We start from the raw sequence: 23,589 nt of genomic DNA, 5'->3' as shown, positions 1-23,589 counted from the left end.
CGGGAAGCGCTACTTCGCCGGCATCGAGGGTGACCCCGACTCAACGCGCCCGGTGACTCCACGAATCCGGCCGCGGCGAACCGGGCCGCCGTGTGCGGCGAGGCAACAACGCGGCTCGGCAGGCTGCGCCGTGGCCCGGTCCCGCGGTCAGCGTTCGTAGACGCCGGTCAGCCGGCCTCGTGCGAGGACGGGTGCGATGACGGCGGGCAGGAGGGTGCGGGGTCGCACCCGGTCCACCGGCGTGCTGCCGGACCCGTTGTCCACGGAGGCCGCGAGGGCGAAGAGCTGGAAGGTGTAGTGGTGCGGGCCGTGGCCTTTGACGGGCGCGGGGCCGTGGTAGCCCCGCCCGATGGTGGACTTCAGCAGTCGCACTCCGGGGGCCGGTTCCCGTGCGTCGAGTGCACCGGCTTCCAGGTGCCCGGATGCGGGGTCCACGAGCGCGAGACAGTGCACGGCCGGCTTTCCGACCGGGACGTCGATGTCTTCGACGACCAGGAGGAGTTGCTCCGTCCCGGCCGGCGGCGGGGTCCAGCTGAGGTGGGGTGACAGGTTGTCGCCGCCGGCGTACTTCTCGGCGTGGGCGAGCGGCATCGCCTCACCGTCGCCGAACTGGCGGCTGGCGAGGGTGAGGACCTCAGGGCCTTGAAGGTTGGGCAGATTCCACGCGGTGTGGGTCTCGCCTGCCCTGCGGTTGATCAGGAGTCGGCCGAGCAGGCTCATCGCGCCGCCTCGACCATCGTGACGACCTCCGCGGTGGTGGCGGTTTCTCCGAGCTTGGGGAAGACGCGTTCGACGCTGTGGCGGTGAGCGTCCGCGGCGGGGTCGCTCATGGCGTCGGTGGCCAGGACGACGTGGTAGCCATGGTCGGAGGCCGAGCGGGCCGTCGACTCGACGCCGGAACTGGTCGAGATGCCCGCGAGCACCACCTGGGTGACGCCCAGGTCCCGTAGCAGGGTGTCGAGGCCGGTGTCGTGGAACGCGCTGCGCCGCCGCTTGGTGATCAGGTGGTCGGTCGCACGGATGTCGAGTTCGTCGATGAGGTCCGCCCAGCCGGCCGGTAGCGCGACGTCGCTCGCGGATCCGCCGGTGTCGGTGCGTCCTGGCGCGCGGCCGGTGACGTTGACCAGAACCACGGGGAGGTCGTGCTTTCGGAACGCGTCGGCCAGGCGGGTGGCCCGGGCCACGGCTGCGGTGGCCGCGGGGGCGGCGTGGGCCGAGACGATCCCCTTCTGCAGGTCGATCACGACCAGTGCGGCCGTGGGGTCGAGGGTTGTCAGTGCCATCGGTCTTCTCTCCTGCGGAGGTCGGCTGGTGGGTTGCTGGGACGGGCAGTTGGCCGGCCTCAGCTGCTGGTGGACCTGTCGGATCGACGAGGTGTGGCGTCGCCTGTGGTGGCCGTGGGCACCGTGCGGGTCCCGGCGGTGGAGCTGGTCCCGCGGAGCAGGGAGGCGATCGCGGCGAGGAGGGCGAGGATGGCGCCGAAGGCGAAGACGATGACCAGACCCGAGTGGAAGGGCCCGGCTATCAGACTGGGAAAGAACTCGCGCCCGGTCAGAGCCTGTTGTTGCGTCGCGGTCAGATGGGTCAGGGCGCCGGTGGGCTGGAGAAGGTGCTGGATCGGGTTGACGCCCAGTTGCGCGGCGAACAGGGACGCGACCGGGGGTAGGTGGCCGATCTGGGTGGCCACGTGAGCGGATACGCCCTGTTGCCGGAGTCCGGTGGTGAGGGTGTGCGGGAGGCTGCCGGCCAGTCCGGCGATCATCAGGGAGAAGAAGACGCCGATGGAGACGGCGGTTCCGGAGTTCTGGAAGGTGGCGCGCATGCCCGAGGCGACTCCACGCAGTTGGGCGGGGACGCTGCCCATGATCGAGGAGGAGTTGGGTGAGGCGAACATGCCGCTGGCGATCCCGTTGAGCGCGATCAGCACGGCGAAGGTCCAGTAGCTGAAGTCGATCGGCAGGACCATCAGTCCGAGGAAGCTCGCCCCGAACAGCAGCGCGCCGCCGGTGGCCAGCCCCCGGGAACCGAGCCGGTCGGAGAGGTAGCCGGAGACCGGCCCGGCGGCGAGGAACCCGGCGGTGAGCGGGAGCATGAAGATGCCGGCCCACAGCGGAGTGTCGGCGTAGTCGTAGCCGTGCAGCGGGAGCCAGATGCCCTGCAGCCAGATGATCAGCACGAACTGCATCCCGCCCCGGCCGATCGAAATGGCCAGACCCGCCAGATTGCCGAAGGTGAAGGCCCGTTGGCGAAAGAGGCTCAGTTGGATCATCGGCACCGAGGTGCGGTTCTCGATCGCGACGAACGCCGCCAGCAGGACCAGCCCGCCGGCGATCAGTAGGTCGACGAGCGGGTTGGTCCAGCCCATGGTGTGGCCGCCGTAAGGCTGCAGGCCGAAGGTGACGGCGATCAGGACCGCGCTCAGCCCCACCGCGAAGGTGATGTTGCCCCACCAGTCGATCCGGCCGCCGCCGCGTTTCCCGGTCTCGCGCAGGGTGCGGTAGGCCCACACCGTGAAGAACACACCGACGGGCACGTTCACCCAGAACACCGCCCGCCAGTCCCAGGTCGCGAGCAGTCCGCCCGCGACCAGGCCGATGAACATGCCGGCCAGGGCGGCCACCTGGTTGATGCCCAGGGCGAAGCCGCGCTGTTCCTCCGGGAAGGCGTCGGTGAGGATCGCGGCGGAGTTCGCGGTCAGCATCGAGCCGCCGACGGCCTGCAGCACCCGCCAGGCGATCAGCCACATCGCGCCGTGGCCCCCGTCGAAGGGGTCGAAGGACAGCAGGATCGAGGCGAAGGTGAAGACGGCGAACCCGGCGTTGTAGATGCGGACGCGACCGTACATGTCTCCCAGGCGGCCGACGGTGACCACGAGGACGGCCTGGACCAGCCGGTATCCCATGATCATCCACAGCAGATAGGCGATGTTGCCCGGGGCCAGCGGGTCCAGGTGCACGCCGCGGAAGATCGCCGGGAGGGCGATCAGCACGATGGAGCCGTCCAGCGCCGACATGAAGACGGCGGCGGTCGTGTTGGACAGGGCCGTCCACTTGTACCGGTCCCCGGGCGGACGGCTCAGGGCGGGTGTCGTGGGGGTAACCGACATCAGGTCGCTTCCTCGATGGTCCGGTGTCGCGATGTCGCGGCGTCGTCAGATGTTCCGCGCCAGTCGCTCCAACAGCGGCGCGGCCGAGGCGAGTTGCTCCAGCTCCGCCGGGGTGAAGGCGCCACTGGTCAGAGCCTGGGCGAGAAGTTCCGTCCGCGCGTTGCGCTTGTCCTTCAGCGCCTGCCGGCCGGCGTCGGTCACCGTCAGCACCACGCGTCTGCCGTCGTCGGGATCCGGGCGGCGTTCGACCAGGCCACGATCTCGCAGGGCGCCGAGCGTCGCCCCCATGGCCTGTGCGGTGATCTGCGCCTCTCGGGCGAGCGCCGAGGAGGTCGTGGGGCCGGAGCGCTCCAGGTGGGACAGGGCACTCCGCTCGGGCATGGTGAGTCCGCCACCGACCGGCACTTGCCGTACCCGCCGCACGAGCAGGCTGAGGCTCGCCAGCAGGACTGAGGCGACCACGTCGGGTTCAGGGTCCAGATCCTCATTCATATACTAAGGCTACCTTATAAACCTGCCTTAGTAGATTCGGCCCGGATCACCGGTCCTGCCGCACCGCCCGGACCGAGTCGGGCTGCCTGCGTGCCAGGTCCGAGCAGGCGGACTGCGATACTCCGGCCATGAATGCCGAGATGCCGCCGAGCCGGACGCGATCGGACGGGGGAGCGCCTCCGCAGACCGCGTCGGCGCGTGGAGCGAGCTGGACGCTGCGTCCCGCGGTCGTGGCGGACGTCGAGGCGATCGCGGAATTGCGGGCCACGGTGATGCGCCCGGACCTGGAGCGCCTCGGACGCTACGACGAGCACCGGGTGCGACAGCGCCTGCGGGACTCCTTCTCCACGGAGCACACGTCGATCATCACGAGCGACGGCGAAGTCATGGGGTGCGTCACGGTCCGACCGGCCGAGGGTGCTCAGTGGCTGGAGCACTTCTACCTGGCGCCCCGGTATCAGGGCCGAGGGCTTGGATCCGCCGTCCTGCGCACGGTGTTGCGGCGCGCGGAGGCACACGGCACGACCGTGCGCCTGAACGTCCTGCAGGGCAGTGCGGCCCGTCGGCTCTACGAGCGTCACGGATTCGTCGTCGACTCCGAGGATCCGATCGACGTCTTCATGGTGCGCCCGCCGGGCGCGGGGCCCGCCGGGAGAGGCTGACCCCGCGAGCGGCCCGGTCTCGGCACGATCAGCGAGTCCCCTGCGTCATCAGCCAAGGCATGTCAGGCGCGACCAAGGGCGCGCGTGCTCCGGGACGGAAGAGCTGTCGGTCATGGCGGGTGGTGGCGCACATGAGCATGCGTACGCAACTCCGGTCCGCCCGCGAGGGGTTGCTCTCGGACGGACCGGGATCTCCCTGCCGTTCAGTCCGCCACGGTGTCGAACGTTCCGGCCCGGTAGGAGCCGCCCTTCGTCCTGGTGATCACCAGGAGCCGGTTGGCGGCATTGATCATGGCGACCAGGTAGACCAGCGCGGCGATCTGGTCGTCGTCGTAGTGCTTACGGACCAGGGCCCAGGTCTCGTCGGAGACGCCCTGCTGGGCGTCGGCCAGGCGCGTGCCCTCCTCGGCCAGCGCCAGCGCGGCCTGCTCCCCCTCGGTGAACACGGTGGACTCGCGCCACGCGGCGACCAGATTGATCCGGACCGCGGGTTCACCGGCCGCCGCGAGCTCCTTGGTGTGGGCGTCGACGCAGAAGCCGCAGCCGTTGATCTGGCTGGCGCGCAACTCCACGAGTTCGATCAGCGACTTCGGCAGACTCGACTGCACGATCGCCACACTGGTGTTGGCGAACCGCTTGCCGATCCTCGCGCCGAAATCGTTCGCGTTCAGGTCGAAACGGGGTTCCATCATGTGCTCCTCGCTCGCAGTGGTGAGTGGACGAGCACAAGACGGCGCCCCCCGTACCGCCGTAACACGGCTGCGATGTGAGGCGGACCACGTCGATTCGGTGTTACGGACCAGGGGGCTGCGGCGTCGAGGGGATGACAGATCCGAGGGAAGGCAGGAGCACCATGTCCGGAACGGCGCAGCCCGCACCTGACGAAGGCGGCCTCGGCGAGAGCCGCGTCAGCCCGTCGGACCCCGCCACCGATGCGTACGTCGCCCACCGCAGTCTCCTCTTCACGGTCGCTTACGAGATGCTCGGCTCGGCCGCCGACGCGGAGGACGTCCTGCAGGAGACCTGGTTGCGCTGGACCACCGTCGATCTCGACACCGTGCGGGATCGACGCGCCTATCTGGTCCGCATCACCACCCGCCAGGCGCTCGACCGTCTGCGCACGCTTCGTCGCCGCAGGGAGTCCTACGTCGGCCCCTGGCTGCCCGAACCACTGCTCACGTCCCCCGACGTGGCCACCGAGGTCGAACTCGCCGAGCACGTCTCGATGGCCATGCTGCTGGTGCTCGAAGCGCTCACGCCCGTCGAGCGGGCGGTGTTCGTCCTGCGTGAGGTCTTCGCCTTCGACTACGAGGAGATCGCCGACGCGGTCGGCAGGACCCCGGCAGCGGTCCGCCAGCTCGCCTACCGCGCTCGGGCCCATGTCGCGGCACGCCGGCCGCGCGGGGCCGTGTCCGCGGCCGACACCCGCAACGCCCTGACGGCGTTCCAACGAGCCGTCGCCACCGGCGATCTGCAACACCTGCTCGATGTCCTGTCACCGGATGTCGTGTTCCTCGGCGACGGCGGAGGTATCGCGCAGGCCGCGCTGGAGCCCGTCGTCGGTGCGGAGGCGGTCGCAGCGGTCCTCTCGGCGGGACTCGGCAATCTGGCAGCGAGGTCGATGGAGTTGGCGCAGGTCAACGGCTGCCCCGCCCTGCTCCTTCGGCTCGACGGCCAGATCGACACGGTGTTGGCGCTACGGATGGACGACGGCTTCATCACCGGGCTCTACTCGGTGCGCAACCCCGAGAAGCTGTCGCGTCTGCAGCGCGGGACCACGCTGCATCGATGAAGCGTGGCTCCGCTCGATGGTTGTCGCCGCCGGCGGATGGAGAGCCGGGCGATCAGATGGATGCTGCGGGTGGTCCGACAGGCCCCTCGATGCAGGGGAGTTGCACGGAGAACACCGATCCGGTACCGCCCGTGCTGGAGACGGTGACGGTTCCGCCGTGCGCGGTGACGAGTTGCCGGACGATGGCCAGGCCCAGGCCGCTGCCGCCGGTACGCCGACTGCGCGACTTCTCCGCCCGCCAGAAGCGGTCGAAGACATGAGGCAGGTCTTCGGGTTCGATGCCGGCCCCGGTGTCCGACACTTCGAGGACGATTCGATCGTCCTGGCGGCGGGCGCGCAGGGTGATCGCGCCGCCTGCCGGTGTGTGCCGGATCGCGTTGGACATCAGGTTGCCGAGGGTCTGCCGCATCCGGACGGGGTCCGCGTTCAGCCACAGGGCGTCTGCCGCGTCGACGGCAAGGCGGATCTCCGCGTCCTGTGCCCGCACGCGGTGGGCCGCGGCGACCTGTTCGAGCAGTTCGTCGGCGCGTATCTCCTCGCGGTGCAGGCGAAGGGTTCCGGCGTCCGCGGCCGCAAGCTCCTGGAGGTCGTCGATGACGCGCTGGAGGATCACCGCCTCGTCGTGCAGGGAGGCCAGCAGTTCCGGGTCAGGGTCGACGAGACCGTCGCGGGCCACCTCCAGCCAGCCCCGAATGTTGGTGAGCGGGGTGCGCAGTTCGTGGGCGATGTCGCTGACCATCGCCTTGCGCTGTGCCTCCATGCGCTCGCGACGCTCGGCGAGTTCATTGAAAGCGAGGGCCAGCACGCCGGTCTCGTCGTGGGTGGTGACCGGGACACGGACGTGCTGCTCCGGTGGTTGCTGGGCGGCCGCCGTCAGGGCGCGGAGCGGACGGACGAGACGCAGGGCGATCAGCGCGGTGGCGGCCACCGTGAGGGCGAGGACGAGTCCGGTGACCCCGGCCACCTTCACCTTGTTCGCGGTGGACATGTTGAAGCGCGGGGTGGCACTGTCACCGGTGCCGAGGAAGAGCTCCGCGGCTGGGGCCACGTAGGGGGCGAGCTGTTGCCGGCGCCCACTGTCGATGCAGGCCTTCGCCGTGCGGGCTTGGGCACCCTGCTGTTCGACCGATCTTTTGCCCATGAAGTAGGGCTCCGCGGCGGATCCGGTCGTGGCGTCGACGGTCAGGGCCACGGGGTAGTCGATGTGGACGTCGTGCCGGTCCAGGCATGACCGGGTCAGTCGGGAGAGGGAGTCCAGGGCCTTCTGCTCGGTCCGGGTGGGGGTGTTGAGTTTCCCGTCGGCGCACTCTTCGGGCACGTAGCCGGGATCCGCCCGCGGGTCGACGTTCGTGAGGTACGACCGGCCGCTCGGCAGCCGCTCCATCCGGGTGCGAACACCGTTGCGGGCGAAGCACTGTTGGCGAACGGTGGCCAGCTTCGCGACCTTCAGGCGTTCGGCCGTGGGCAGCCGGTACGGTCCCACGGCGCGCGGATCGATACCGGCGAGCTGCGCCCCGGGTTCGGTGTCGGTGTCGGTGCGCAGCGGATCGACGGTGGCCGCGGCTTTGAGGGGCAGGGAGAACCTGTGGTCCGCGGAGTCCGCGATGGGGACGCGGCCGGTTGTGGTCAGCGCGATGCGGCGGCCGGTCCGGTGGGAGATGGAGCGCAGGGTCCCGGCGACGTGCGTCCAGTCCGGATGGGTGGCCGCGTATCCGCTGAGCTGCCGGAGGATGTCCATGTCGTCGGCGAGCACCTGGCCCTGTTCCTCCTGGATGGCCCGGGTCGTGGTCTGCACGGCGAGCCAGGCTGTCGCCGCCACGGAGCATGCGGCGATGAGCACGGAGGTGATCAGCAGGCGTACGAGAAGGCTTCTGCGCAGCGGCAGGGCACGGCTCACCCGCGGCCTCCGCTGAGTTTGTATCCGACGCCGAACACGGTCAGCAGGCGTACCGGACTGCGCGGATCCGCCTCGATCTTCTTGCGGAGGTTCATGATGTGGACGTCGATGGCGCGTTCGGTCGAGGCCCGGTCGATGCCCCGGGTGTGGTGCAGCAACTGTCGCCGTGAGAAGACCCGTTCGGGTTCGCTCACCATCGCGAGGAGGATCGCGTACTCGCCCGGTGTGCAGTCCACCGGCGCGCCGTCGCAGTGGACGGTGTGCCGCACCGGGTCCATCGCGATCCCCGCGGCGCGCACGGACGGATCACTGTGCTCGTCGGCCGCGAGCCGTCCGCCGCGGCGCAGGACCGTACGGATCCGGGCCATCAGCTCGCGCGGGCTGTACGGCTTGGTGATGTAGTCGTCGGCGCCGAGTTCGAGGCCGAGCAGTATGTCGTCCTCGGTGGAGCGGGCGGTCAGCATCAGGACAGGGATGTCGTCGTCTCTCCGCAGCTGCCTGCAGACCTCGAAGCCGTCGATCACCGGGAGCATCAGGTCGAGGACGACGAGGTCGGGGCGGTGCCGCCGGGCTTCCTGGAGGGCGGCTCCGCCGTCGTGGACGACCGTGGCCGTGTGTCCCTCCCCCAGCAGCGACCGGCGTATCAGTTCGGCCTGCTTCTCGTCGTCCTCCGCGACCAGCACATGTGCGCACACGGCGCCGATGCTATGCGGATCCGGCGGCGAATCGGCCGGCGAGAGGTGCTTCCCACACGCTGACACGTTCCTCACAGCCGTCTGCAGGGCTACTGCGACGGGAGACCGAAGACCCGCCCGTGGGGGGCGCGCCTCCACGCGGAGTGCACGCCGCCCTCGGCTGGTCTCCCCCGGTCGGTGTCAGCGTGCGAGCGAGGCCGCGTCCCCCATGACGACGACCGGGTGCCGGTCGGGATCCAGCGCGCGCATCAGGTGCTTCAGGTCGTCCTCGCGGAGGCTGACACATCCGTGGGTGGGACCGCCGTGGTCGACGTGCAGCCATATGCCGCCGCCCCGGTCCGCGCCCATCGGCCGGGTCCAGTCCAGGGGCGAAGTGCCTGGTTTGCGGTTGTAGTTGATGGCGACCACGTAGTCGAAGGAGCCGGACAGCGACTCGCCCTTGAAGCCGGTGCCGGGCGAGACGAAACCGTGTGAGCGGTCGTACGGGAGCCGGGGTCCGGCCGCAGGCCCCCCGCATCCGTCAGCGTGAAGACGCCGATGGGCGAACGGAGATCACCGCCATGGTGGTGCTCGCTCCAGCCCTTGAGGGCGTTGTGCGCGGGCAGACTCGGGCCCGCCCGCCAGCCCGCCTCCGTGCGCTCGTACAGCACCACGGTGGCCTGCGGCGAGTCCTTCCCCCGGCCGGTCGCCACGACGGCCTGTCGACTCCGCGCCGGGACCGCGGCCCGGGTCTTGGGCCCCAGCCCCGGCAGGTCCTGCGGTGTGGCATCCGGGGAGGCGGCGGACGCTGGATCCAGTGTCACGACGTCAGGGCGTGCCGAAGGTCCGGCGACGCCGGTGCCGAGGCGGTCGGTCCGGGCACCGGCGCCGCACCCGGCGAGCAGGAACGAGGCGGCGGCGATCGCGATGGGAACACGGTGTACGGGGTTGATCATGCTCCGACCATGGCCCAGGCATATGAGGAACTCGTCAGGTCATCCACAATGCGGTGGAGTACCTCGACGGGAGCGTTTCATCCATGATCCAGGGACTTGATCATCGGACGCTTCCGCTCCGCCACCGCGGGCGGACGCTGCGCGGAGCCGGCAGGCGACCTGTCGGGCCGCTTCGACCGGCGTGGGCTCGATCGAGGACGTCGCCGCAGGATCGTCGACCATGGCAGGGCCTGCGGACGGCTCAAGCTCCATGAACTGCTGGGCCTGTTCCCAGCGTGGTCCACCCCCGGCAGCGGGAGATGGGCGTCGCACCGGGAAAGTGCGTGCCCCGTACACTTTGCCATCTCGGCTGGGCGACCGGTTGGCGCCGGCGTGCCGGCCGGTCGACGTCCCGTCGGCTCTTCCTTCGGGAAGGCCTTGGCGCGTAGGGAGAGACAGCCGTTGTCCGTGTCCGCCGGCCCCCGAGGCAGCTACTTCGAAGCCATCGACGACCACCGATACAAACCGACCCCGTACGCCGGCGGCGCCTGGGACCCCGACGAGCAGCACTTCAGTCCGCTGGGCGGGCTGATCGTCCACGCTCTCGACGGTCACCATGCGGCAGGCCCGGACCGTGGACTGGCGCTTGCCCGGGTGAGTTACGACATCCTCGGCCGTCTCGCTCTCGACGAGTGCACGATCGAGGTGGAGACCCTCCGCCCGGGTCGGACCATCGAACTCCTGGAGGCGGTCGTGCGGATCGCCGATCGGCCGGTCGTCCGGGCACGCGCCTGGTTCCTGGCCACGGCCGACACCTCAGCGGTCGCCGCGGGCGCCGGAGACCCCCTCCCCCACCCCGATTCGCTCGCCGCGTGGCCGATGTCCGAGGTCTGGCCCGGCGGCTACATCGCCTCCTTGGACGTCCGCCCGCTCGCACCACCCCGACCGGGCCGCACAACTGCCTGGGTGTCGAGTCCACTTGATCTGGTCGCCGGTGTCCCCGTCAGTCCACTCGCGTCCTATCTCGCCCTCGTCGACACGGCGAACGGCATCGCCGTCCGGCAGTCGCCCACCGAGTGGATGTTCCCCAACGTCGACCTGACCGTCCACCTGCACCGCCAACCGCACGGTTCGTGGACAGGGCTCGACACCACGGTCACCTTCGGCCCTCTGGGACAGGGCCTCACCAGCACGGTCCTTCACGACGTCGACGGGCCGGTCGGCCACGCCGAACAGATCCTCACGGTTCGCCCCGTGCCGGGGGCCCACGGCTGAACGAAGAGTCCCCCTGTGCGCCGAACTCTCGCCGTATCCCGACGAGTTGGACCCCCGCCCCTCTCGCCGGGTACGTGGTCAGGTCGTGGGGAACCGGGTGCCCCAGGGTTCCTCTTCGAGGAGGAGCCCGTTGGCGAGACAGCTGATGGTTCGGTACCAGCCGATCAGTACGACGAGTTCGAGGAGTTGAGCCTCGTCGTAGTACGCGCGCACGGCGTCCCAGGCGGGTTGCGTGAGACGCGTCGTGTCGTGCAGTTCGTCGACGGCGTCGAGCAGTGCCGCCTGACGTGGCAGCCACGGGCCGCTGACCGGCGTGTCCGGTCGGGTGGTTGCCCGGAGCTGTTCCGGGCTGAGCCCGGCCTGCCGCGCCAAGGTCGCGGCGTGCACGCCCCATTCGTAGGCGCAGTCGGAGCGCGCGGTCACCCGGGCGATCACGATCTCGCGGTCGATGGCGGGGAGCAGCCCGTGGCCCAGTAGGCCGGCACCGAGGGCGAACATGCGCGAGGCGAGTTCCGGGTTGCGGTGCAGCACCCGGAACAGGGTGAGTGGCTCGTGCGAAACACCGGGAGGCATCCATCGGCGGAGCGCCTGGTCGACGGCGGGGGCGTAGGGCGGGGCGAGCGGTTCGATGCGCGGCATGCCGCACCTCCTGCTTCGATTTTCGAATCACTATGATGCCTCGACAACCGAAGCACAAGGGGTGGACATGGAAGCCGATGCACCACGGCCGGGTGTGCCCGTACGGGGGTCCGAGTCGGGTCGTCCGGTCATGGCCGTACTGGACCTGCTCGGGCGGCGCTGGGCGATGCGGATCCTGTGGGAGTTGAGTCAGTCGCCGTCCGGCTTCCGCGAGTTGCAGCGCCGCTGTGAACGCATGTCCTCGAGCGTGCTCAGCACCCGGCTCGACGAACTGACCGACGCCCACCTGCTCGCCCTGGAGGCCGACGGCTACCACCTCACCCAACTCGGCCAGGCCCTTGTCGAAGCCCTGAGCCCGCTGGACGCCTGGAGCCGACGATGGGCCAGGGAGACGGGAGCCGACGCTACGGGGGCGCGCTAGGGCCTGCCGTTTGGATCATGCGGCGGGACGCGGGGCAGGGCACGCACATCTGCCCCACGCGACCGGGACGAGACGCCGCCGATCACGTTCCGCACCGGCTCACGAGCCCGACGCTGCGGCACCGGCGAGCCCGGACGCGCAGCTCGCCGCCTACAAGATCACAAGATGGGCACACCCGTCCCACTCGGGCTTCGCGTAACGCATGATTCCCTCTCAGCACCAGCACTTCACAGGGGGACCATGCCTGTCCGCAGAGCCGCCGCAGCCCTGCTCATCGTTACCACGGCCACCGCTTGCAGCGTCGTCGACGGCAGCGGACCGGATGCCGAGGTGCCGGCCACTGCCGCCGGGTCCGGCGCCGGACCCAGCGCCCATCCCGCCGCAAGGGCGCTCGCCTTCGGCACGGGATCCCACTGGAGCGACACGGACACCGACGGCAGTCACATCAGCGGCACGACCACCGTCATCAGCTACCGCCAGCCCGCCGAAGACGTGTCCCTGCCCGACGAGGCGTCCGGCGTCCCCGACCCGGACTGGGCGGTCCTCGACGTCAGGGTATGCGCCGCCACCGACAGCACCAACGTCATCGTCGCCCAGACGCCTTGGAGCCTGCGCTACGCCGACGGCACCCGGGTCGCCGCTCCCAGGATCAGCTCCAAGGGAGTCGCCGAGCCTCTCTACTCCGTCGGCGGGGCAGCGGTGAGACCCGGCACCTGTTACCGGGGAAAGATCACGTTCTCCGTGAAGCACGGGAGCAAACCGACGGGCATCGTCTACGACGTCGACTCGCGCGACCCCGTCGAATGGACCGTCCCGAAGGCGTAGGTAGGCCGACGGGTGGCACCCCCGGCAGGCCCCCGACGTCACCTACAAGTCGCCTCATTCAGCAGCGCGTACATGAACATGTCCCTGCGTTCGTCGCCCACTTGCTGCCATTTCCGCAGCAGTCCCTCACGTTGGAATCCCGCGCGTTCGGCAGTCCGTACGGATGCCGAGTTCTCGGGTTCCATCCACAGTTCGAGCCGGGGAATGCGCAGGGTGCGCAACGCCCAGTGGGCCACCGCGTCCACGGCAGCCACCGCGGCACCCTGGCCGCGCGCCGACTTGGCGACCCAGTAACCGATCGACGCGCGTCCCTGCGGCAGATCCCTCAGCCACAGGCCCACCTGGCCGACCGGCCGATCGTCGGAGGTCACGATGACGAACGTGTAGCCGGCCCTCGTGGTCGCCCGGCTCCACTGCCGTTCGATGAAGGCGACACCGGCCGCGTCGGAGTAGGGCGACGGAACTGTCGTGATCAACGGGATGTAGTCGTCCTCGGAGACTTCTTGGACGAGCGGGAGATCCGAAAGGCGCCACGGCCGGAGTGTGAATCCTTCACGGGCATCGAGTTCGGGCACGTCGAGGGGATGTTCCATCCGCCCATCCTGCCGTGACGCCGGCTCGGCCCGCGTCGTGGGTTCGCACTCAGCCACGCCGAGAGGGCCGTACGGCGCGGGACGTCAGGTATACAAGATCTGTAATAACCGCTCAAGGTTGAATGAACGGGACGAAACTATGGCACTCACGCGCCGTGGCTCGCTCGCCGCGCTGACCGGACTTACGGCCGTTCCCCTGTTCGGCGCCGCACCACGCGGAATCGCTGCGCCAACGGAATCGGCGCCTTCCTTCGCCGAGTTGGAGGGGGAATTCGATGCCCGGCTGGGCGTCTACGCCGTACACACCGGCAAGGGCAGGGCTGTCGCGTACCGGTCGGACGAGCGGTACGCCTTCGCCTCCACCTACAAGGCCCTGGCCGCTGGGGCGGTGCTGAGGAAGAACACGCCGGCGGGGCTGGAGAGAGTCGTCCGTTACACGCGCGCCCATCTGGTCGCCCACTCCCCCGTCACCGAACGGCATGTGGAGTCGGGCATGTCGTTGCGCGCGCTGTGCGATGCCGCGATCCGCTACAGCGACAACACCGCCGGAAACCTGCTCTTCGACGAACTCGGCGGCCCGAAGGGCCTCCAGACCGAACTGGTCGGCCTCGGCGACACCACCACCCGTGCCGACCGGTACGAACCCGCCCTCAACGAGGCCACTCCGGGCGACCCACGCGACACCAGCGCCCCCCGTGCCCTGGCCTCCACCCTGCGCGCCTACGCCCTCGGCGGCGTCCTGAGCAGCGAGAAGCGCGCGCTGCTGATCGGCTGGCTCGGGCACAACACCACCGGCGACGCGCTGATCCGCGCCGGCGTCCCCGCCCACTGGAAAGTCGGCGACAAGACCGGCAACGCGAGCTATGGCACACGGAACGACATCGGTGTCGTGTTTCCCCCCGACGCCGCCCCGATCGTCCTCGCGGTGCTCTCCAGCCGTGCCACCCAGGACGCGGCCTACGACGACCGACTCATCGCCCGAGCCACCGAAGTCGTCGTCGCCGCGCTGCGAGGGTGAGCGGGGCAAGCGGCGCGGCCCTTCCCTCAGACGAGGGCGGGCGTACGGAGGTAGGCGTACTGCCGTGAGCCGTGGCAGCCACGTGAGGTCTTGGCGGCGCCGCTTCCCGTGCCGTAGTGGATGACGGTGGCGCCGGCTCGGGCGGCGGCCTCGACCAGGTGGTAGTAGAGCAGTTCGAAGTAGAGCGGCAGCCTGCGTTGGGCCGCGTAGTCGAAGCCGGCGCGGTGCGCGAACCAGCGGTCGCGGTGGACCACGATCAGCGCGAAGCCGATGATCTCGCCGTCGAGGCGGGCGGTGGCGGCCAGCGCGTCCGGCCCGCAGGCGCCGAGCGCGCGCTCCAGGATGGCCGCGGAGCGCGCGGCGGTCCAGGCGTTCATCCCGTACTTGCCGAGGAGCGTGGTCTCCAGCTCCGCGAAGCGGGGGATGTCGGCGGGGTCGAGCGGGGCCGTCGCGATCTGGACGCCGGCATCGCGCACCCCCCGGCGTTCGGCTCCGATCCGGCGACGGCGGTGAGCGGAGAACCCGGCGGCGTACTCCGCGAAGCCGCCCGCCGGCACGGGCAGCCAGTGATAGTCCTCGGAGTGGAAGGAGCGGTAACCGCGGCGGCCCAGCAGGTTCCGCAGCCCGCTGTCGTGCTCGTCGACATGGAGGAAGGCCACGCTGCGCAGCCCCTCCTCGTCCGCAAGGCGCTCGGCGGCACCCAACAGCCGTTCGCCGACGCTGTCGTGGCCGTCGCGGCTCAGGAGGGTGGTACGGCCGAGGTGCCGACCTCCGCAGACGAGGCCGGGCAGGAGTGCGTCCGCGAGGTCGGCGGGCAGGTCGTCGGCCAGCTCCCGTGCTCCTTGCCGTCCCTCCTGCGCGCAGGACCGCAATACGGTGTCGGGGCGGCCTGCGAGCCATGGAGCGTTCGTGTCGGCGACCGCGGTGGCCAGTGCACCGGCCAGGCCCTCGCCGTCGGTCAGGGTGACGTAGCGCATGGCCGCGCCTGAGGTGTCCTCCGCCACGTCGAGCCAACGGGTCGCCAGGTAGGCGGCGTCGGGACCGGCGAGACGGTCCCAGGCCGCGCGAGGGAGGTGGGTGGCATGCCGGACGACCCCGAGTGCCGAAGGGGGATCGAATGCGCCCTCGGGTATGGGCTGTGCGTCCGTCGGACGCGGTAACGGCGGTCTGGGGCGGGCGCGTTCGGTGGCCCGGATGTCCACGTCCGGAATCTGCACGGTGCTCTCCTGATCGGCTTCACGGCGGCCGGTGTTGGCGCCGTCGTGTGCGGGTCCGGCGGCCGGCGGGGCTCACGGAGCCGTCGGAGGGTCCCGTCGGCCGGTGACTCTGACGGTGTCTTCTTTGCTGGTCGGTGGCGCGTTCGGCAGCCCCTCCCACAGCGGCACGCCGCAGGCCCGCGCCTGCGCGACGCCCTGACGGTCCGGACCGCCGCACGAGTCGTGCGGAGGCGGGCGGAAGCGTCGCGGGCAGGGCGCAGCACAGGTCTGGAGGAGGGTTTCACGTCCGGCTGGGCGCCGGGAGGAACACCGCACCGGCACACGACGGGAGGGCCGGGATCAGGGGTGCGGGGCGGTACGAGCCGCGGCGAGGTGGTCGTGCCGTCACCCGCGGAGCGGCGGCGAGGACAACGTAGGTCAGCGCCCCCTGCGACGCAAGCTCCCGTATGCCACTGAAGGGACGTCTCCGCCATTGTCGCGGCTCGTCAGCGGAAATCGGCGGAAAACCGATGGGGACGGTGACCTGCCGTTCTGCGGGGAGGTTCGTGAGGGATCCCCCAACTCCCGGACACCTCATGTCATTTCGCGTCTCTCCGCCCGCTCTCCGTCGCCTCTCCCCCGCTTGCGGCGCCCCCGTGCCGCCTCTAGCGTCGTCGCGCTCCCCGGCGGGACCCGGGCGGCCCCGCTCCGCACCCCGGAGACCGGCGTCCACGGGCCCCGCCGTCGCTGTGCGCCGCACCGCGGTTCCGTGATGGCACGGGACCACGCCCCACTGGAAAGGCCTGGTGATGGTCGGACCACCCCGTTCCACCGCCGGCGCGGGCGAGGTGGGCGCCCTGCGCCTGCTGCTGACCGCCCAGGCGCTGAGCCAACTCGGTTTCCGGCTCCTGGGATTGGCGATGCCGATCCTGGCCACCACGACCCTGCACGCCTCCGCCTTCGAGGTCAGCGCCGTCGCGGCCTGCCAGACGGCGGCCTTCCTCGTCGTCGGACTGCCCGCGGGCGTGTGGGTGGACCGGATGCGCAAGCGGACGGTGATGGTCGCCTGCGACCTCGGCCGCGCCGTCGCCCTGGGCAGCATTCCGGTGGCGTGGACCCTGGGCACGCTCGACGTGCTCCACCTGTGCGCGGTCTCGCTCGTCACCGGTGTCCTCACCGTCTTCTTCGACGTCGCCGAGCAGAGCTACCTGCCGCACGTGGTCAGTGGCGACCGCCTCGTCACCGCCAACGCCCGGCTGGCCGGCGTGGAGGAGGTGGCGGGTGTGGTCGGCCCCAGCGCCGGCGGTCTGCTCATCCAGCTGGTGACCGCACCGCTCGCCATCGTCGCGACGGCTTTCGGGTACGTGTGGTCCGCCGTGTGCGTCGCCCTGATCCGGCGGCCGGAGCCGCTCCCGTCCCGCAAGGACCGTCCTCAACTCCTCAGGGGGATCGCCGAAGGCGTGCGGCTGGTGACACGGGACGCCCTGCTGCGGCCCATCGTCCTGTGCTCCACGACGCTGACCCTGTTCTGGAGCATGTCCTACGCGATGCTCCTGGTCCTGCTCGCCCGCGACCTCGCCGTACCCGCCACCACTGTGGGTCTGCTCCTGACGGCGGGAAGCCTCGGAGGTGTCCTCGCCACGCTCGTGGTGCGCCGGCTCATCGAGGCGCTGGGGGACGCGACGGCGGTGAAGTACAGCGTGGCGTGCGGCGCCCCGCTCACCCTGCTCGCCGCCCTCGTCCAGCCCGGGTGGCGGCTCGCGCTGGTCAGCGTCTCGCTGTTCGGGCTGGGGGCGGCGCTCGTGGTCTACAACGTGGCCCAGGTCAGCTTCCGCCAGCGCGCCGTGCCGCCCGACCGGCTGGGCCGGGTCAACGCCACCGTGCGGTTCTTCGCCTGGGGCGCGCGCCCCGTCGGCAGTCTCTGCGGCGGTGTGCTGGCCGAGATGTTCGGGGCGCGCGGTGCTGTGCTCACCGGGGCGGTGGGCACCTCGCTGGCCTTCCTCTGGCTCTTCCTCTCCCCGCTGCGCCGGATGCGGACCCTGCCGACCGGCACGCCCGCCGGCGAACCCCTCGCGGCCACCTGACCGGGGCCGACCGCCCCGCCGCACCACCGTGGCCGATCACCGCTGCTCGGCCTGCCCCCCGTCCGCCCGACGAACGGAACCCCTGCCGTGACCGACGCACTCCCCCTGACCGACGCGCCCGGCGCCCCCGCGATCGTGTGGATCACCAACCCGGACAACTACGACCCGCGCCGCCACCTCCTGCTGCAGAAGGAGGGCTCCGACCGCGTGAACCTCTTCGAGAGCAACGGTCTGCCGGTGCGCGTGGTGCACTCCGGAGACCTCGTACCGGCATGGTCCGGCGGAGCGCCGCGCCTGTACCTGGACGAGGAGGACCTGCTCGGTGGCGGTCACGCCTTCCTGCTGTCGGACTGGACGTGGGACGCGGGCATCGGGCGCCACGTCCAGGCCATCACGCGGACCATCAGGGCGGCCGGGCGTGTGCTCCTCAACGACGGCATCCGCGACGCCGAGTCCCTGGGATCGGACAAGCTCGCCATGTGCCACGCGGCGGCAGCACTCGGCATCCCGGTCCCGCCGACGGTCACGGTCCCCTTCGGGCGGTACGCGCGCCGGGTACTGCCCGTGGTCGGACGGGAGTTGGGAACCGGTCCCTACGTGGTCAAGCCTCGCGCGATGGCCATGGGGTTCGGGGTGCTGAAGGCCGAGGGCCCCGAGCAGCTGACCGCGGCGGTCGACCTCCTCACCCCGGCGGCGCTGGGCGCCGTGGTACAGCCGTTCCAGGAGAACGACGGCGACGTACGGGTGTACGTGCACCGAGGGGAAGCGATCGCCGTGATGCTGCGCCGCCCGAAGGAGGGCTCGTACCTCGCCAACGTGAGTGAGGGCGGTTCCGGCGCCTCCTTCGAAGGGGACGACCGCGTGCGCACGCTCAGCGAGCGGCTGGCCAGGGGAGTCGACGCCGACTACCTGTGTGTCGACTGGCTCCTCACCCGCGAGGGTCCCGTCTTCAACGAGTGGATGACCGTCTCGGCCGCGTACGAGGACCTGCCGGAGCCCGACCGCTCCCGGGTGGCGGCGGCGCTGGTCACCTATGTGCGGGACCGGATCGCCGCGGACTCCTGACGCACGCGGTCCTGGCGTCCGTCCGGGGCGTTCCCTTGAGGGGCCGCCCCGGACGGCCCCGTGCGACCCGCTCATGGCCGTACGCGCGATGCTGCCGGGGCGTGCGGGGCACCTCACCGGCGCGGCTTGTGCCCCTGCTCTCCCAGGTGAGCGACGAGAACGCCTACGTGGCTGTTCTCCGGTTCCTTCACAGCGGTGACGAGGGTGACGGTCTCCTCGCGCGCCAGGTCGAGGAGGTGCTCGACCGCGGCAGCGTGCTCAGAGTCGTCGAGCTCCGCCTGGTAGTGGCCTTGGAAGGCGGCGAAGTCCAACTCACCGGCGTGGTAGGCGACGCGCAGACCGTTCGAAGGCGCGACGTCCTTGAGCCACTCGTCGAGGCTCGCCCTCTCCTTCGAGAGCCCGCGTGGCCACAGGCGGTCCACCAGGATCCGTCGCCCGTCCGCCGACTCCGGCGCGTCGTAGACCCGGCGTACGCGGAACTCCGCATCCGACTTCATCTCGTCTCCTCTCGGACGGTGTGTCAGGGAAAGCCCCATCGGGCAGGGTCGATCTCGACCTGCGGGCCGCCGCTCCGCTGCTAGTCGGCTTCCTTGCCCAGGACACGGCGGGCCGCCTCGGCCTCGGCCGCCGCCGGGGACACCTCGTCGAGGGTGTCGAGTTCGTCGTCGCCCTCCAACTCCTCTTCCCAGGCGGCAGCGAGCCGCTCCTGCTCCTCCCGCGGGCCGGCTGCGACGGACTCCCTGTCCTCCGGGGTCAGTGCTGCCAGGAAGCGTGCGACCGAGTCGTTCGGCATGCTTGACCTCTCATCGCTGGGCATGGCGTTGGTCCCGGCTCAGCATGGTCAATCCGCCCGGCGGCCGCTGCCCGACACAGCCGCAGCCCACTCGGATGGCCCCGGACGCCCACGGCACCCGCGGACCCTGCTCATCCCTCAGGACAAACCGCACGGAGAAACGCGACTCAGCGTCAGGACAGCGCGAGGACGCAGAAGGCGAGGCCTTGCGGGTCGCTCAGGCACGTCCACGGCACGTCGCCCTGGCCGAGGTCGAGATCCGTGGCGCCGAGGGCCCGCAGCCGGGCGACCTCGGCCTCCTTGTCGTCGCCGGGGTACGGCAACAGGTCGAGGTGGACACGGTCCTCCCCCGCCTTCACTTCCGGTGTCCGAATGAACTCGAGATACGGACCGGAGCCCTGGGGCGAGCGCAACGACGCCTGATCGTCACTCACCTCCTGCGCCGTCCAGTCCATCGCCGCGTCCCAGAACCGGGCCATCCCCCGCGGATCCGCGCAGTCGACGACCACCGCGGCGATCGGACCGGCGTCCCGGTACACCTCCCGAGGCTCCAGGACGCAGAACTCGTTGCCCTCCGGGTCGGCGAGGACCGTCCACGGCACATCGCCCTGGCCCACGTCGACGGAGGTCGCACCGAGTGCCTGGAGGCGCGCGACCAACTCCGTCTGGTGGGCCGCGGAGGTGGTGGCGAGATCGAGGTGCACACGGTTCTTCGCCGTCGTCTTGGCCTCCGGGACGGGTACGACGTCGACACAGACGTCGACCGGGTCCCGCCAGACGAAACCGACGGGCGCCACGAGTCGGGTCACGCCGGATCCCCCGCTGGAAACGCGCCAGCCGAGCGCCTCCGCCCAGAACCGGCCGACCGCCGAGACATCAACCGCCTTGATGTTCACCTGCACAGGTCGCAGCGCCATGCCGCCGATCCTATGCACCGCTCCGCTACGACATCCACAGGTGCTGCCCCCGAACAGGTCAGAGCGGGACGAACTCGGGGCGTGACACGTCGGTGGCCTCGGTCGAGTCGGTGGGCCCCGACGCGAGCGCCACGGTCACACCCGGGAAGGTCGGCTTGTCGGTCAAGAGTTCCTGCTGGGCAGCCGCCGATACGATGCCGACATGACCGACGAGCACGACCGCCCGGCGCCCTATCGCGAGCCCAGGCAGGCGCGGAGCGCCGCGACGCTGGCCCGCGTGCTGCGGGCGGCCGAGGACATCGCGTCGTCGGCCGGTCTGGACGAGATGACGATCTCCGGCGTCGCGGAACGCGCCGGCGTCTCGGTCGGCACGATCTACCGCCGCTTCGAGGACAAGGAGCAGCTGATCGACGCCTTGACGGAACGCATGCTCGACCGGCGGGAGGAGTACGTGGCCGAGCGGCTGTCCAGGGCCGAGCCGTCACTGTCCGGCGTGATGGACGCCTACGCGCACGCCCTGCTGGAGTCCTTCGCCGACAGCAGCAGCCTCTTCCCCCAGCTGCTGCGCGCGCGGGGAACCAAGCCCCCGGACCGCGGCGCCCGCACCATCACCGAGATCCATCGCCTCCTGCTCGAAGCGGCGGCTCCCTACACGGACCAGATCCGCCGATCCGACCCGCGGGCGGCTCTCGACACCGCCGCCCGTGCGATCCTCGGCGCCTGCTTCCACAACTCGGTACGCCCCGACCCGGCCACCGGTGAAGCGGCCCAACGCCGCTACGCGGACGAACTCGGCGACATGGCGATCGCCTACCTCCTGACACCCGACCGCCGGGATCCCGCTCGCACCTGAGTGGCCCGAGCGGAGGGCTTCACGTGCGGGCTGGACGGAACCGAGGGCTTCAGCCACCCCGTTCCCGAGGTGATGGGAAACGCCTCGCGTCCCGCCCTGACGCGTAAGGCCTCGTGCCGGCCGGCGGGCTGCGCGATCATGACCCGATGGACACTCGCTTCCTTGGCATATCCGAGCTGGACGACGTCCCGTCCGTGGCGGTCGTGGTCGACGTCATGCGTGCTTTCACGGTGGCTGCCTGGGCCTTCGCCCGAGGGGCCGAAAAGATCGTTCTGGCCGAGTCACTGGACGAAGCACTGGCGCTCAAGACCCGTCACCCGGACTGGATGGCCCTCAAGGACGGTCCGCCCGCGCCCGGGTTCGACGCGGTCAACTCTCCGGGCCTGTTGCGGTCCGTCGACCTCGGTGGACGGACCGTCGTGCAGAAGACCACGGCAGGGACGGTCGGTGCCCTCGCGGTCAAGGAGGCGTCCCTGGTGCTGTGCGCCGGATTCGTGGTGGCGGAGGCGACGGCCCGTCTCCTGCGGATACGCGCGGGTGACCAGGTCACGTTCGTCGTGACCGGCGAGGACGGGCGCGCCGACGAAGATCTGGCGTGCGCTCAGTACATCGCTCGTAGAGCCACCGAAGCGGATACGGACGCAGCGGCGTTCCTGCACCGCGCCGGAACGTCGCGCGCCGCCGCCGAACTGGCGCAGGGCGTGCGGCAAGGAGTCCATCCCGACGACGTCGCGCTCTGTCTTGAGCTCGACCGGTTCCCCTTCGCCATGGTGGCGACCCTGGAAGACCCGCTCATGGTCCTCCGCCCGTACGCCGTTCCTTCACCGACCGACTGAGTCCGTCCGACACGGCGAGGCAGGGAGACGGACGCCCGGCTGTACGCCCTGCTTCGGTGCCTGGAAGCCGCCCATCGTCTGCTCGAGCAGTTCGGCCAGCCGCAACGGGGTACGGTCCTCCAGCATCGGACCGATGAGCTGGACTCCCACCGGGAGACCATCGGGAGACCGGCCCGCCGGGACGGCGGTGGCGGGCAGGCCGGGCATGGTGGCGAGCCCCGCCCAGACGAGCTGGTCGAAGAACGGGTACTCGACGCCGTCGATGTCGATCCGGCGCCCCATCAGGTCGGGGTCGTGGTTGTGCGGGAACGCGGGAGTGGGCGTGACGGGACACACGACGGCGTCGAACTCGGCGAAGAACCGCCGCCAGCCATGACGGTGGAGTTCGCGACGGCCGTTCGCCCCGATCCAGTCGAGGTGGCTGAACACCATGCCACGCAAGCGCGCCGCATCGAGACTCTGATCGTCGGCGCTCAGCCGCGCGGCGCGGGTCCTCAACTGCTCGTACGCTTCGACGGGAAAGCGCGCCACGGAGCTCGAGAACAGCAACTGCGTGTAGAGCAGGGCGGCTTCGGTCAGGTCGGGCAGCAGTGGACTGTGCCGTTCGACGCGGGCGCCGGCGTCGACGAGCACGTCGGCGACCCGGTTCACACCCGCACGAACGGCGGACCCGGTCGGAAGGAACGGGTGCTGGTCGAGGACCAGGACCCGGAAATCGCGGAGTTGTTCGTGGCGCGCGGGCGGCAGCGTCACCTCGTAGGCCACGCCGAGCGTCAGAGGATCAGGTCCCACCATGACGTCGAGCAGGAGAGTCAGGTCTCGGGCAGAGCGTGCCATCGGACCCACGACGGCAAGGTCGGGTGGGTCCGGCAACGCCGGCCCGGGCGGCGGGACCATACCGCGCGTCGCCGCCAGCCCGAGCGTCGGTTTGTGCGCGTAGACACCGCAGAAGTGTGCGGGGGTGCGCAGAGAACCCCCGATGTCGGAACCGATGGACAGGGCGCCGAATCCCGAGGCGAGGGCCGCCGCCGATCCGCCGGATGATCCACCCGGCGTACGACCGGGATGCCACGGGTTGTTGGTGGTGCCGTAGATCTCGTTGAAGGTCTGCAGATCCTGCAGCCCCAAGGGCACGTTGGTCTTGCCGAGCACCACCGCCCCGGCGGCCTTGAGCCGTGACACCTGCACGGCATCCTCGGCGGGGAGGTGGTTCCGGTGGCGCGGCATCCCCCAGGTCGTCGGCAGTCCGGCGATGTCGTAGGACTCCTTGACCGTCACCGGGATGCCGAGCAGCGGACGGTCCTCGCCGCGCGCTCGTGCCTCGTCGGCAGCGCGCGCGGCGCTCTGCGCACGGTCGAAGTCCCGCACACAGATCGCGTTGATCTCCGTGTCGTCCCGCTCGATACGGGCGATCGCCTCATCGGTCAGTTCCGCCGAGGTCACTTCTCCGGCCCGCAACGCGGCGGCTTGTTCTTCGGCTGTCTGTTGGTTCCAGTCCATGAGGCGGGAACGTACC

Annotated in this window: 24 protein-coding genes and 1 pseudogene; 10 read left to right on the top strand and 15 right to left on the bottom strand. The window is 70.6% G+C overall.

The genetic code is table 11. From position 1 onward, the window contains the following. Positions 1-147 precede the first annotated feature (147 nt). From AB0C62_RS18195 to AB0C62_RS18180, 4 genes are read right to left on the bottom strand one after another with little or no spacing between them, the layout of a single operon-like run. The gene (locus AB0C62_RS18195) at positions 148-720 is read right to left on the bottom strand and encodes a YbhB/YbcL family Raf kinase inhibitor-like protein (RefSeq protein ID WP_362974250.1); all 573 of its coding nucleotides are present in this window, start codon (positions 718-720) and stop codon (positions 148-150) included. Beyond that, the gene (locus tag AB0C62_RS18190; RefSeq protein ID WP_362974248.1) at positions 717-1,283 is read right to left on the bottom strand and encodes a cysteine hydrolase; all 567 of its coding nucleotides are present in this window, start codon (positions 1,281-1,283) and stop codon (positions 717-719) included. Before AB0C62_RS18190 ends, AB0C62_RS18195 begins: the two co-directional genes overlap by 4 nt. Positions 1,284-1,342: 59 nt before the next feature. After that, positions 1,343-3,106 carry an MFS transporter gene (locus AB0C62_RS18185; RefSeq protein ID WP_362974246.1) on the bottom strand — a complete coding sequence of 588 codons (1,764 nt, stop codon included), beginning with the start codon at positions 3,104-3,106 and terminating at the stop codon, positions 1,343-1,345. 45 nt (positions 3,107-3,151) lie between these two features. After that, complete coding sequence (locus tag AB0C62_RS18180) at positions 3,152-3,598, bottom strand: MarR family transcriptional regulator (RefSeq protein WP_362974244.1); 447 nt, start codon at positions 3,596-3,598, stop codon at positions 3,152-3,154. 128 nt (positions 3,599-3,726) lie between these two features. On the opposite strand from AB0C62_RS18180, the gene AB0C62_RS18175 reads away from it, so the two are divergent. Further along, entirely contained in the window at positions 3,727-4,260 is a 534-nt protein-coding gene (locus AB0C62_RS18175; RefSeq protein WP_362974242.1) for a GNAT family N-acetyltransferase, read from the top strand. A gap of 203 nt (positions 4,261-4,463) precedes the next feature. On the opposite strand, the gene AB0C62_RS18170 is transcribed toward AB0C62_RS18175, so the two are convergent. Further along, the gene (locus AB0C62_RS18170; protein ID WP_362974447.1) at positions 4,464-4,949 is read right to left on the bottom strand and encodes a carboxymuconolactone decarboxylase family protein; all 486 of its coding nucleotides are present in this window, start codon (positions 4,947-4,949) and stop codon (positions 4,464-4,466) included. A gap of 164 nt (positions 4,950-5,113) precedes the next feature. Between AB0C62_RS18170 and AB0C62_RS18165 the strand changes: the two genes are divergently transcribed. Continuing rightward, entirely contained in the window at positions 5,114-6,052 is a 939-nt protein-coding gene (locus AB0C62_RS18165) for an RNA polymerase sigma-70 factor (protein WP_362974240.1), read from the top strand. Between the two features lie 52 nt (positions 6,053-6,104). Here the strand turns inward: AB0C62_RS18165 and AB0C62_RS18160 are convergent, their stop codons facing one another. The 3 genes and pseudogenes from AB0C62_RS18160 to AB0C62_RS18150 all read right to left on the bottom strand — a co-directional run bounded on the left by AB0C62_RS18160 (position 6,105) and on the right by AB0C62_RS18150 (position 9,579). Next, the gene (locus AB0C62_RS18160) at positions 6,105-7,949 is read right to left on the bottom strand and encodes a HAMP domain-containing sensor histidine kinase (protein ID WP_362974238.1); all 1,845 of its coding nucleotides are present in this window, start codon (positions 7,947-7,949) and stop codon (positions 6,105-6,107) included. After that, positions 7,946-8,644, bottom strand: a complete 699-nt coding sequence (locus AB0C62_RS18155) for a response regulator transcription factor (protein WP_362974236.1) — start codon at positions 8,642-8,644, stop codon at positions 7,946-7,948. The genes AB0C62_RS18160 and AB0C62_RS18155 overlap by 4 nt, the downstream gene beginning before the upstream one ends. Before the next feature lie 180 nt (positions 8,645-8,824). Beyond that, positions 8,825-9,579, bottom strand: a pseudogene (locus AB0C62_RS18150) (L,D-transpeptidase family protein). Between the two features lie 441 nt (positions 9,580-10,020). On the opposite strand from AB0C62_RS18150, the gene AB0C62_RS18145 reads away from it, so the two are divergent. Beyond that, positions 10,021-10,833 carry a thioesterase family protein gene (locus AB0C62_RS18145; protein ID WP_362974234.1) on the top strand — a complete coding sequence of 271 codons (813 nt, stop codon included), beginning with the start codon at positions 10,021-10,023 and terminating at the stop codon, positions 10,831-10,833. Between the two features lie 78 nt (positions 10,834-10,911). Here AB0C62_RS18145 and AB0C62_RS18140 read toward each other — a convergent pair whose 3' ends face one another. Continuing rightward, positions 10,912-11,472, bottom strand: coding sequence for a carboxymuconolactone decarboxylase family protein (locus AB0C62_RS18140; RefSeq protein WP_362974232.1), 561 nt, complete (start codon positions 11,470-11,472; stop codon positions 10,912-10,914). A 67-nt stretch (positions 11,473-11,539) separates the two neighbouring features. Between AB0C62_RS18140 and AB0C62_RS18135 the strand changes: the two genes are divergently transcribed. Beyond that, positions 11,540-11,893, top strand: coding sequence for a helix-turn-helix domain-containing protein (locus tag AB0C62_RS18135; RefSeq protein WP_362974230.1), 354 nt, complete (start codon positions 11,540-11,542; stop codon positions 11,891-11,893). Between the two features lie 240 nt (positions 11,894-12,133). Further along, a complete protein-coding gene (locus AB0C62_RS18130) occupies positions 12,134-12,718 on the top strand; it encodes a hypothetical protein (RefSeq protein ID WP_362974228.1) in 585 nt (194 codons plus the stop codon). A gap of 38 nt (positions 12,719-12,756) precedes the next feature. On the opposite strand, the gene AB0C62_RS18125 is transcribed toward AB0C62_RS18130, so the two are convergent. Further along, positions 12,757-13,311 (bottom strand): GNAT family N-acetyltransferase, encoded by a 555-nt coding sequence (locus AB0C62_RS18125; RefSeq protein WP_362974226.1) that lies wholly within the window; start codon positions 13,309-13,311, stop codon positions 12,757-12,759. A gap of 139 nt (positions 13,312-13,450) precedes the next feature. Here AB0C62_RS18125 and bla point away from each other — a divergent pair, with 139 nt between their 5' ends. After that, the gene (gene bla / locus AB0C62_RS18120; RefSeq protein WP_362974224.1) at positions 13,451-14,329 is read left to right on the top strand and encodes a class A beta-lactamase; all 879 of its coding nucleotides are present in this window, start codon (positions 13,451-13,453) and stop codon (positions 14,327-14,329) included. Between the two features lie 26 nt (positions 14,330-14,355). On the opposite strand, the gene AB0C62_RS18115 is transcribed toward bla, so the two are convergent. Continuing rightward, on the bottom strand, positions 14,356-15,546 hold the full coding sequence (locus AB0C62_RS18115) for a GNAT family N-acetyltransferase (protein WP_362974222.1): 1,191 nt from the start codon (positions 15,544-15,546) through the stop codon (positions 14,356-14,358). A gap of 788 nt (positions 15,547-16,334) precedes the next feature. Here AB0C62_RS18115 and AB0C62_RS18110 point away from each other — a divergent pair. Together AB0C62_RS18110 and AB0C62_RS18105 are read left to right on the top strand one after the other, a co-directional pair. After that, positions 16,335-17,609, top strand: a complete 1,275-nt coding sequence (locus tag AB0C62_RS18110; RefSeq protein WP_362974220.1) for an MFS transporter — start codon at positions 16,335-16,337, stop codon at positions 17,607-17,609. Between the two features lie 87 nt (positions 17,610-17,696). Then, a complete protein-coding gene (locus AB0C62_RS18105) occupies positions 17,697-18,674 on the top strand; it encodes a hypothetical protein (protein WP_362974219.1) in 978 nt (325 codons plus the stop codon). 113 nt (positions 18,675-18,787) lie between these two features. On the opposite strand, the gene AB0C62_RS18100 is transcribed toward AB0C62_RS18105, so the two are convergent. The 3 genes from AB0C62_RS18100 to AB0C62_RS18090 all read right to left on the bottom strand — a co-directional run bounded on the left by AB0C62_RS18100 (position 18,788) and on the right by AB0C62_RS18090 (position 20,384). Then, the gene (locus tag AB0C62_RS18100; RefSeq protein ID WP_362974218.1) at positions 18,788-19,171 is read right to left on the bottom strand and encodes a DUF488 family protein; all 384 of its coding nucleotides are present in this window, start codon (positions 19,169-19,171) and stop codon (positions 18,788-18,790) included. Between the two features lie 80 nt (positions 19,172-19,251). Beyond that, positions 19,252-19,467 (bottom strand): hypothetical protein, encoded by a 216-nt coding sequence (locus AB0C62_RS18095; protein WP_362974216.1) that lies wholly within the window; start codon positions 19,465-19,467, stop codon positions 19,252-19,254. Positions 19,468-19,640: 173 nt separating this feature from the next. Continuing rightward, positions 19,641-20,384, bottom strand: coding sequence for a VOC family protein (locus tag AB0C62_RS18090; RefSeq protein WP_362974214.1), 744 nt, complete (start codon positions 20,382-20,384; stop codon positions 19,641-19,643). A 202-nt stretch (positions 20,385-20,586) separates the two neighbouring features. Here AB0C62_RS18090 and AB0C62_RS18085 point away from each other — a divergent pair, with 202 nt between their 5' ends. Both AB0C62_RS18085 and AB0C62_RS18080 read left to right on the top strand, forming a co-directional pair. Further along, positions 20,587-21,237 carry a helix-turn-helix domain-containing protein gene (locus AB0C62_RS18085; RefSeq protein ID WP_362974212.1) on the top strand — a complete coding sequence of 217 codons (651 nt, stop codon included), beginning with the start codon at positions 20,587-20,589 and terminating at the stop codon, positions 21,235-21,237. Between the two features lie 146 nt (positions 21,238-21,383). Beyond that, positions 21,384-22,073: a 2-phosphosulfolactate phosphatase gene (locus AB0C62_RS18080; RefSeq protein WP_362974210.1), complete on the top strand. Its 690-nt coding sequence runs from the start codon at positions 21,384-21,386 to the stop codon at positions 22,071-22,073. On the opposite strand, the gene AB0C62_RS18075 is transcribed toward AB0C62_RS18080, so the two are convergent. Further along, positions 22,059-23,573: an amidase gene (locus AB0C62_RS18075; protein WP_362974208.1), complete on the bottom strand. Its 1,515-nt coding sequence runs from the start codon at positions 23,571-23,573 to the stop codon at positions 22,059-22,061. The two genes, AB0C62_RS18080 and AB0C62_RS18075, sit on opposite strands and share 15 nt — an antisense overlap. Between the last annotated feature and the right edge of the window lie 16 nt (positions 23,574-23,589).

It is taken from the genome of Streptomyces sp. NPDC048643, from assembly GCF_040650615.1.
Taxonomy (GTDB): domain Bacteria; phylum Actinomycetota; class Actinomycetes; order Streptomycetales; family Streptomycetaceae; genus Streptomyces.
The sequence above is the reverse complement of the archived record's forward strand: the minus strand, read 5'-3'. Positions and strand labels throughout refer to the sequence as shown.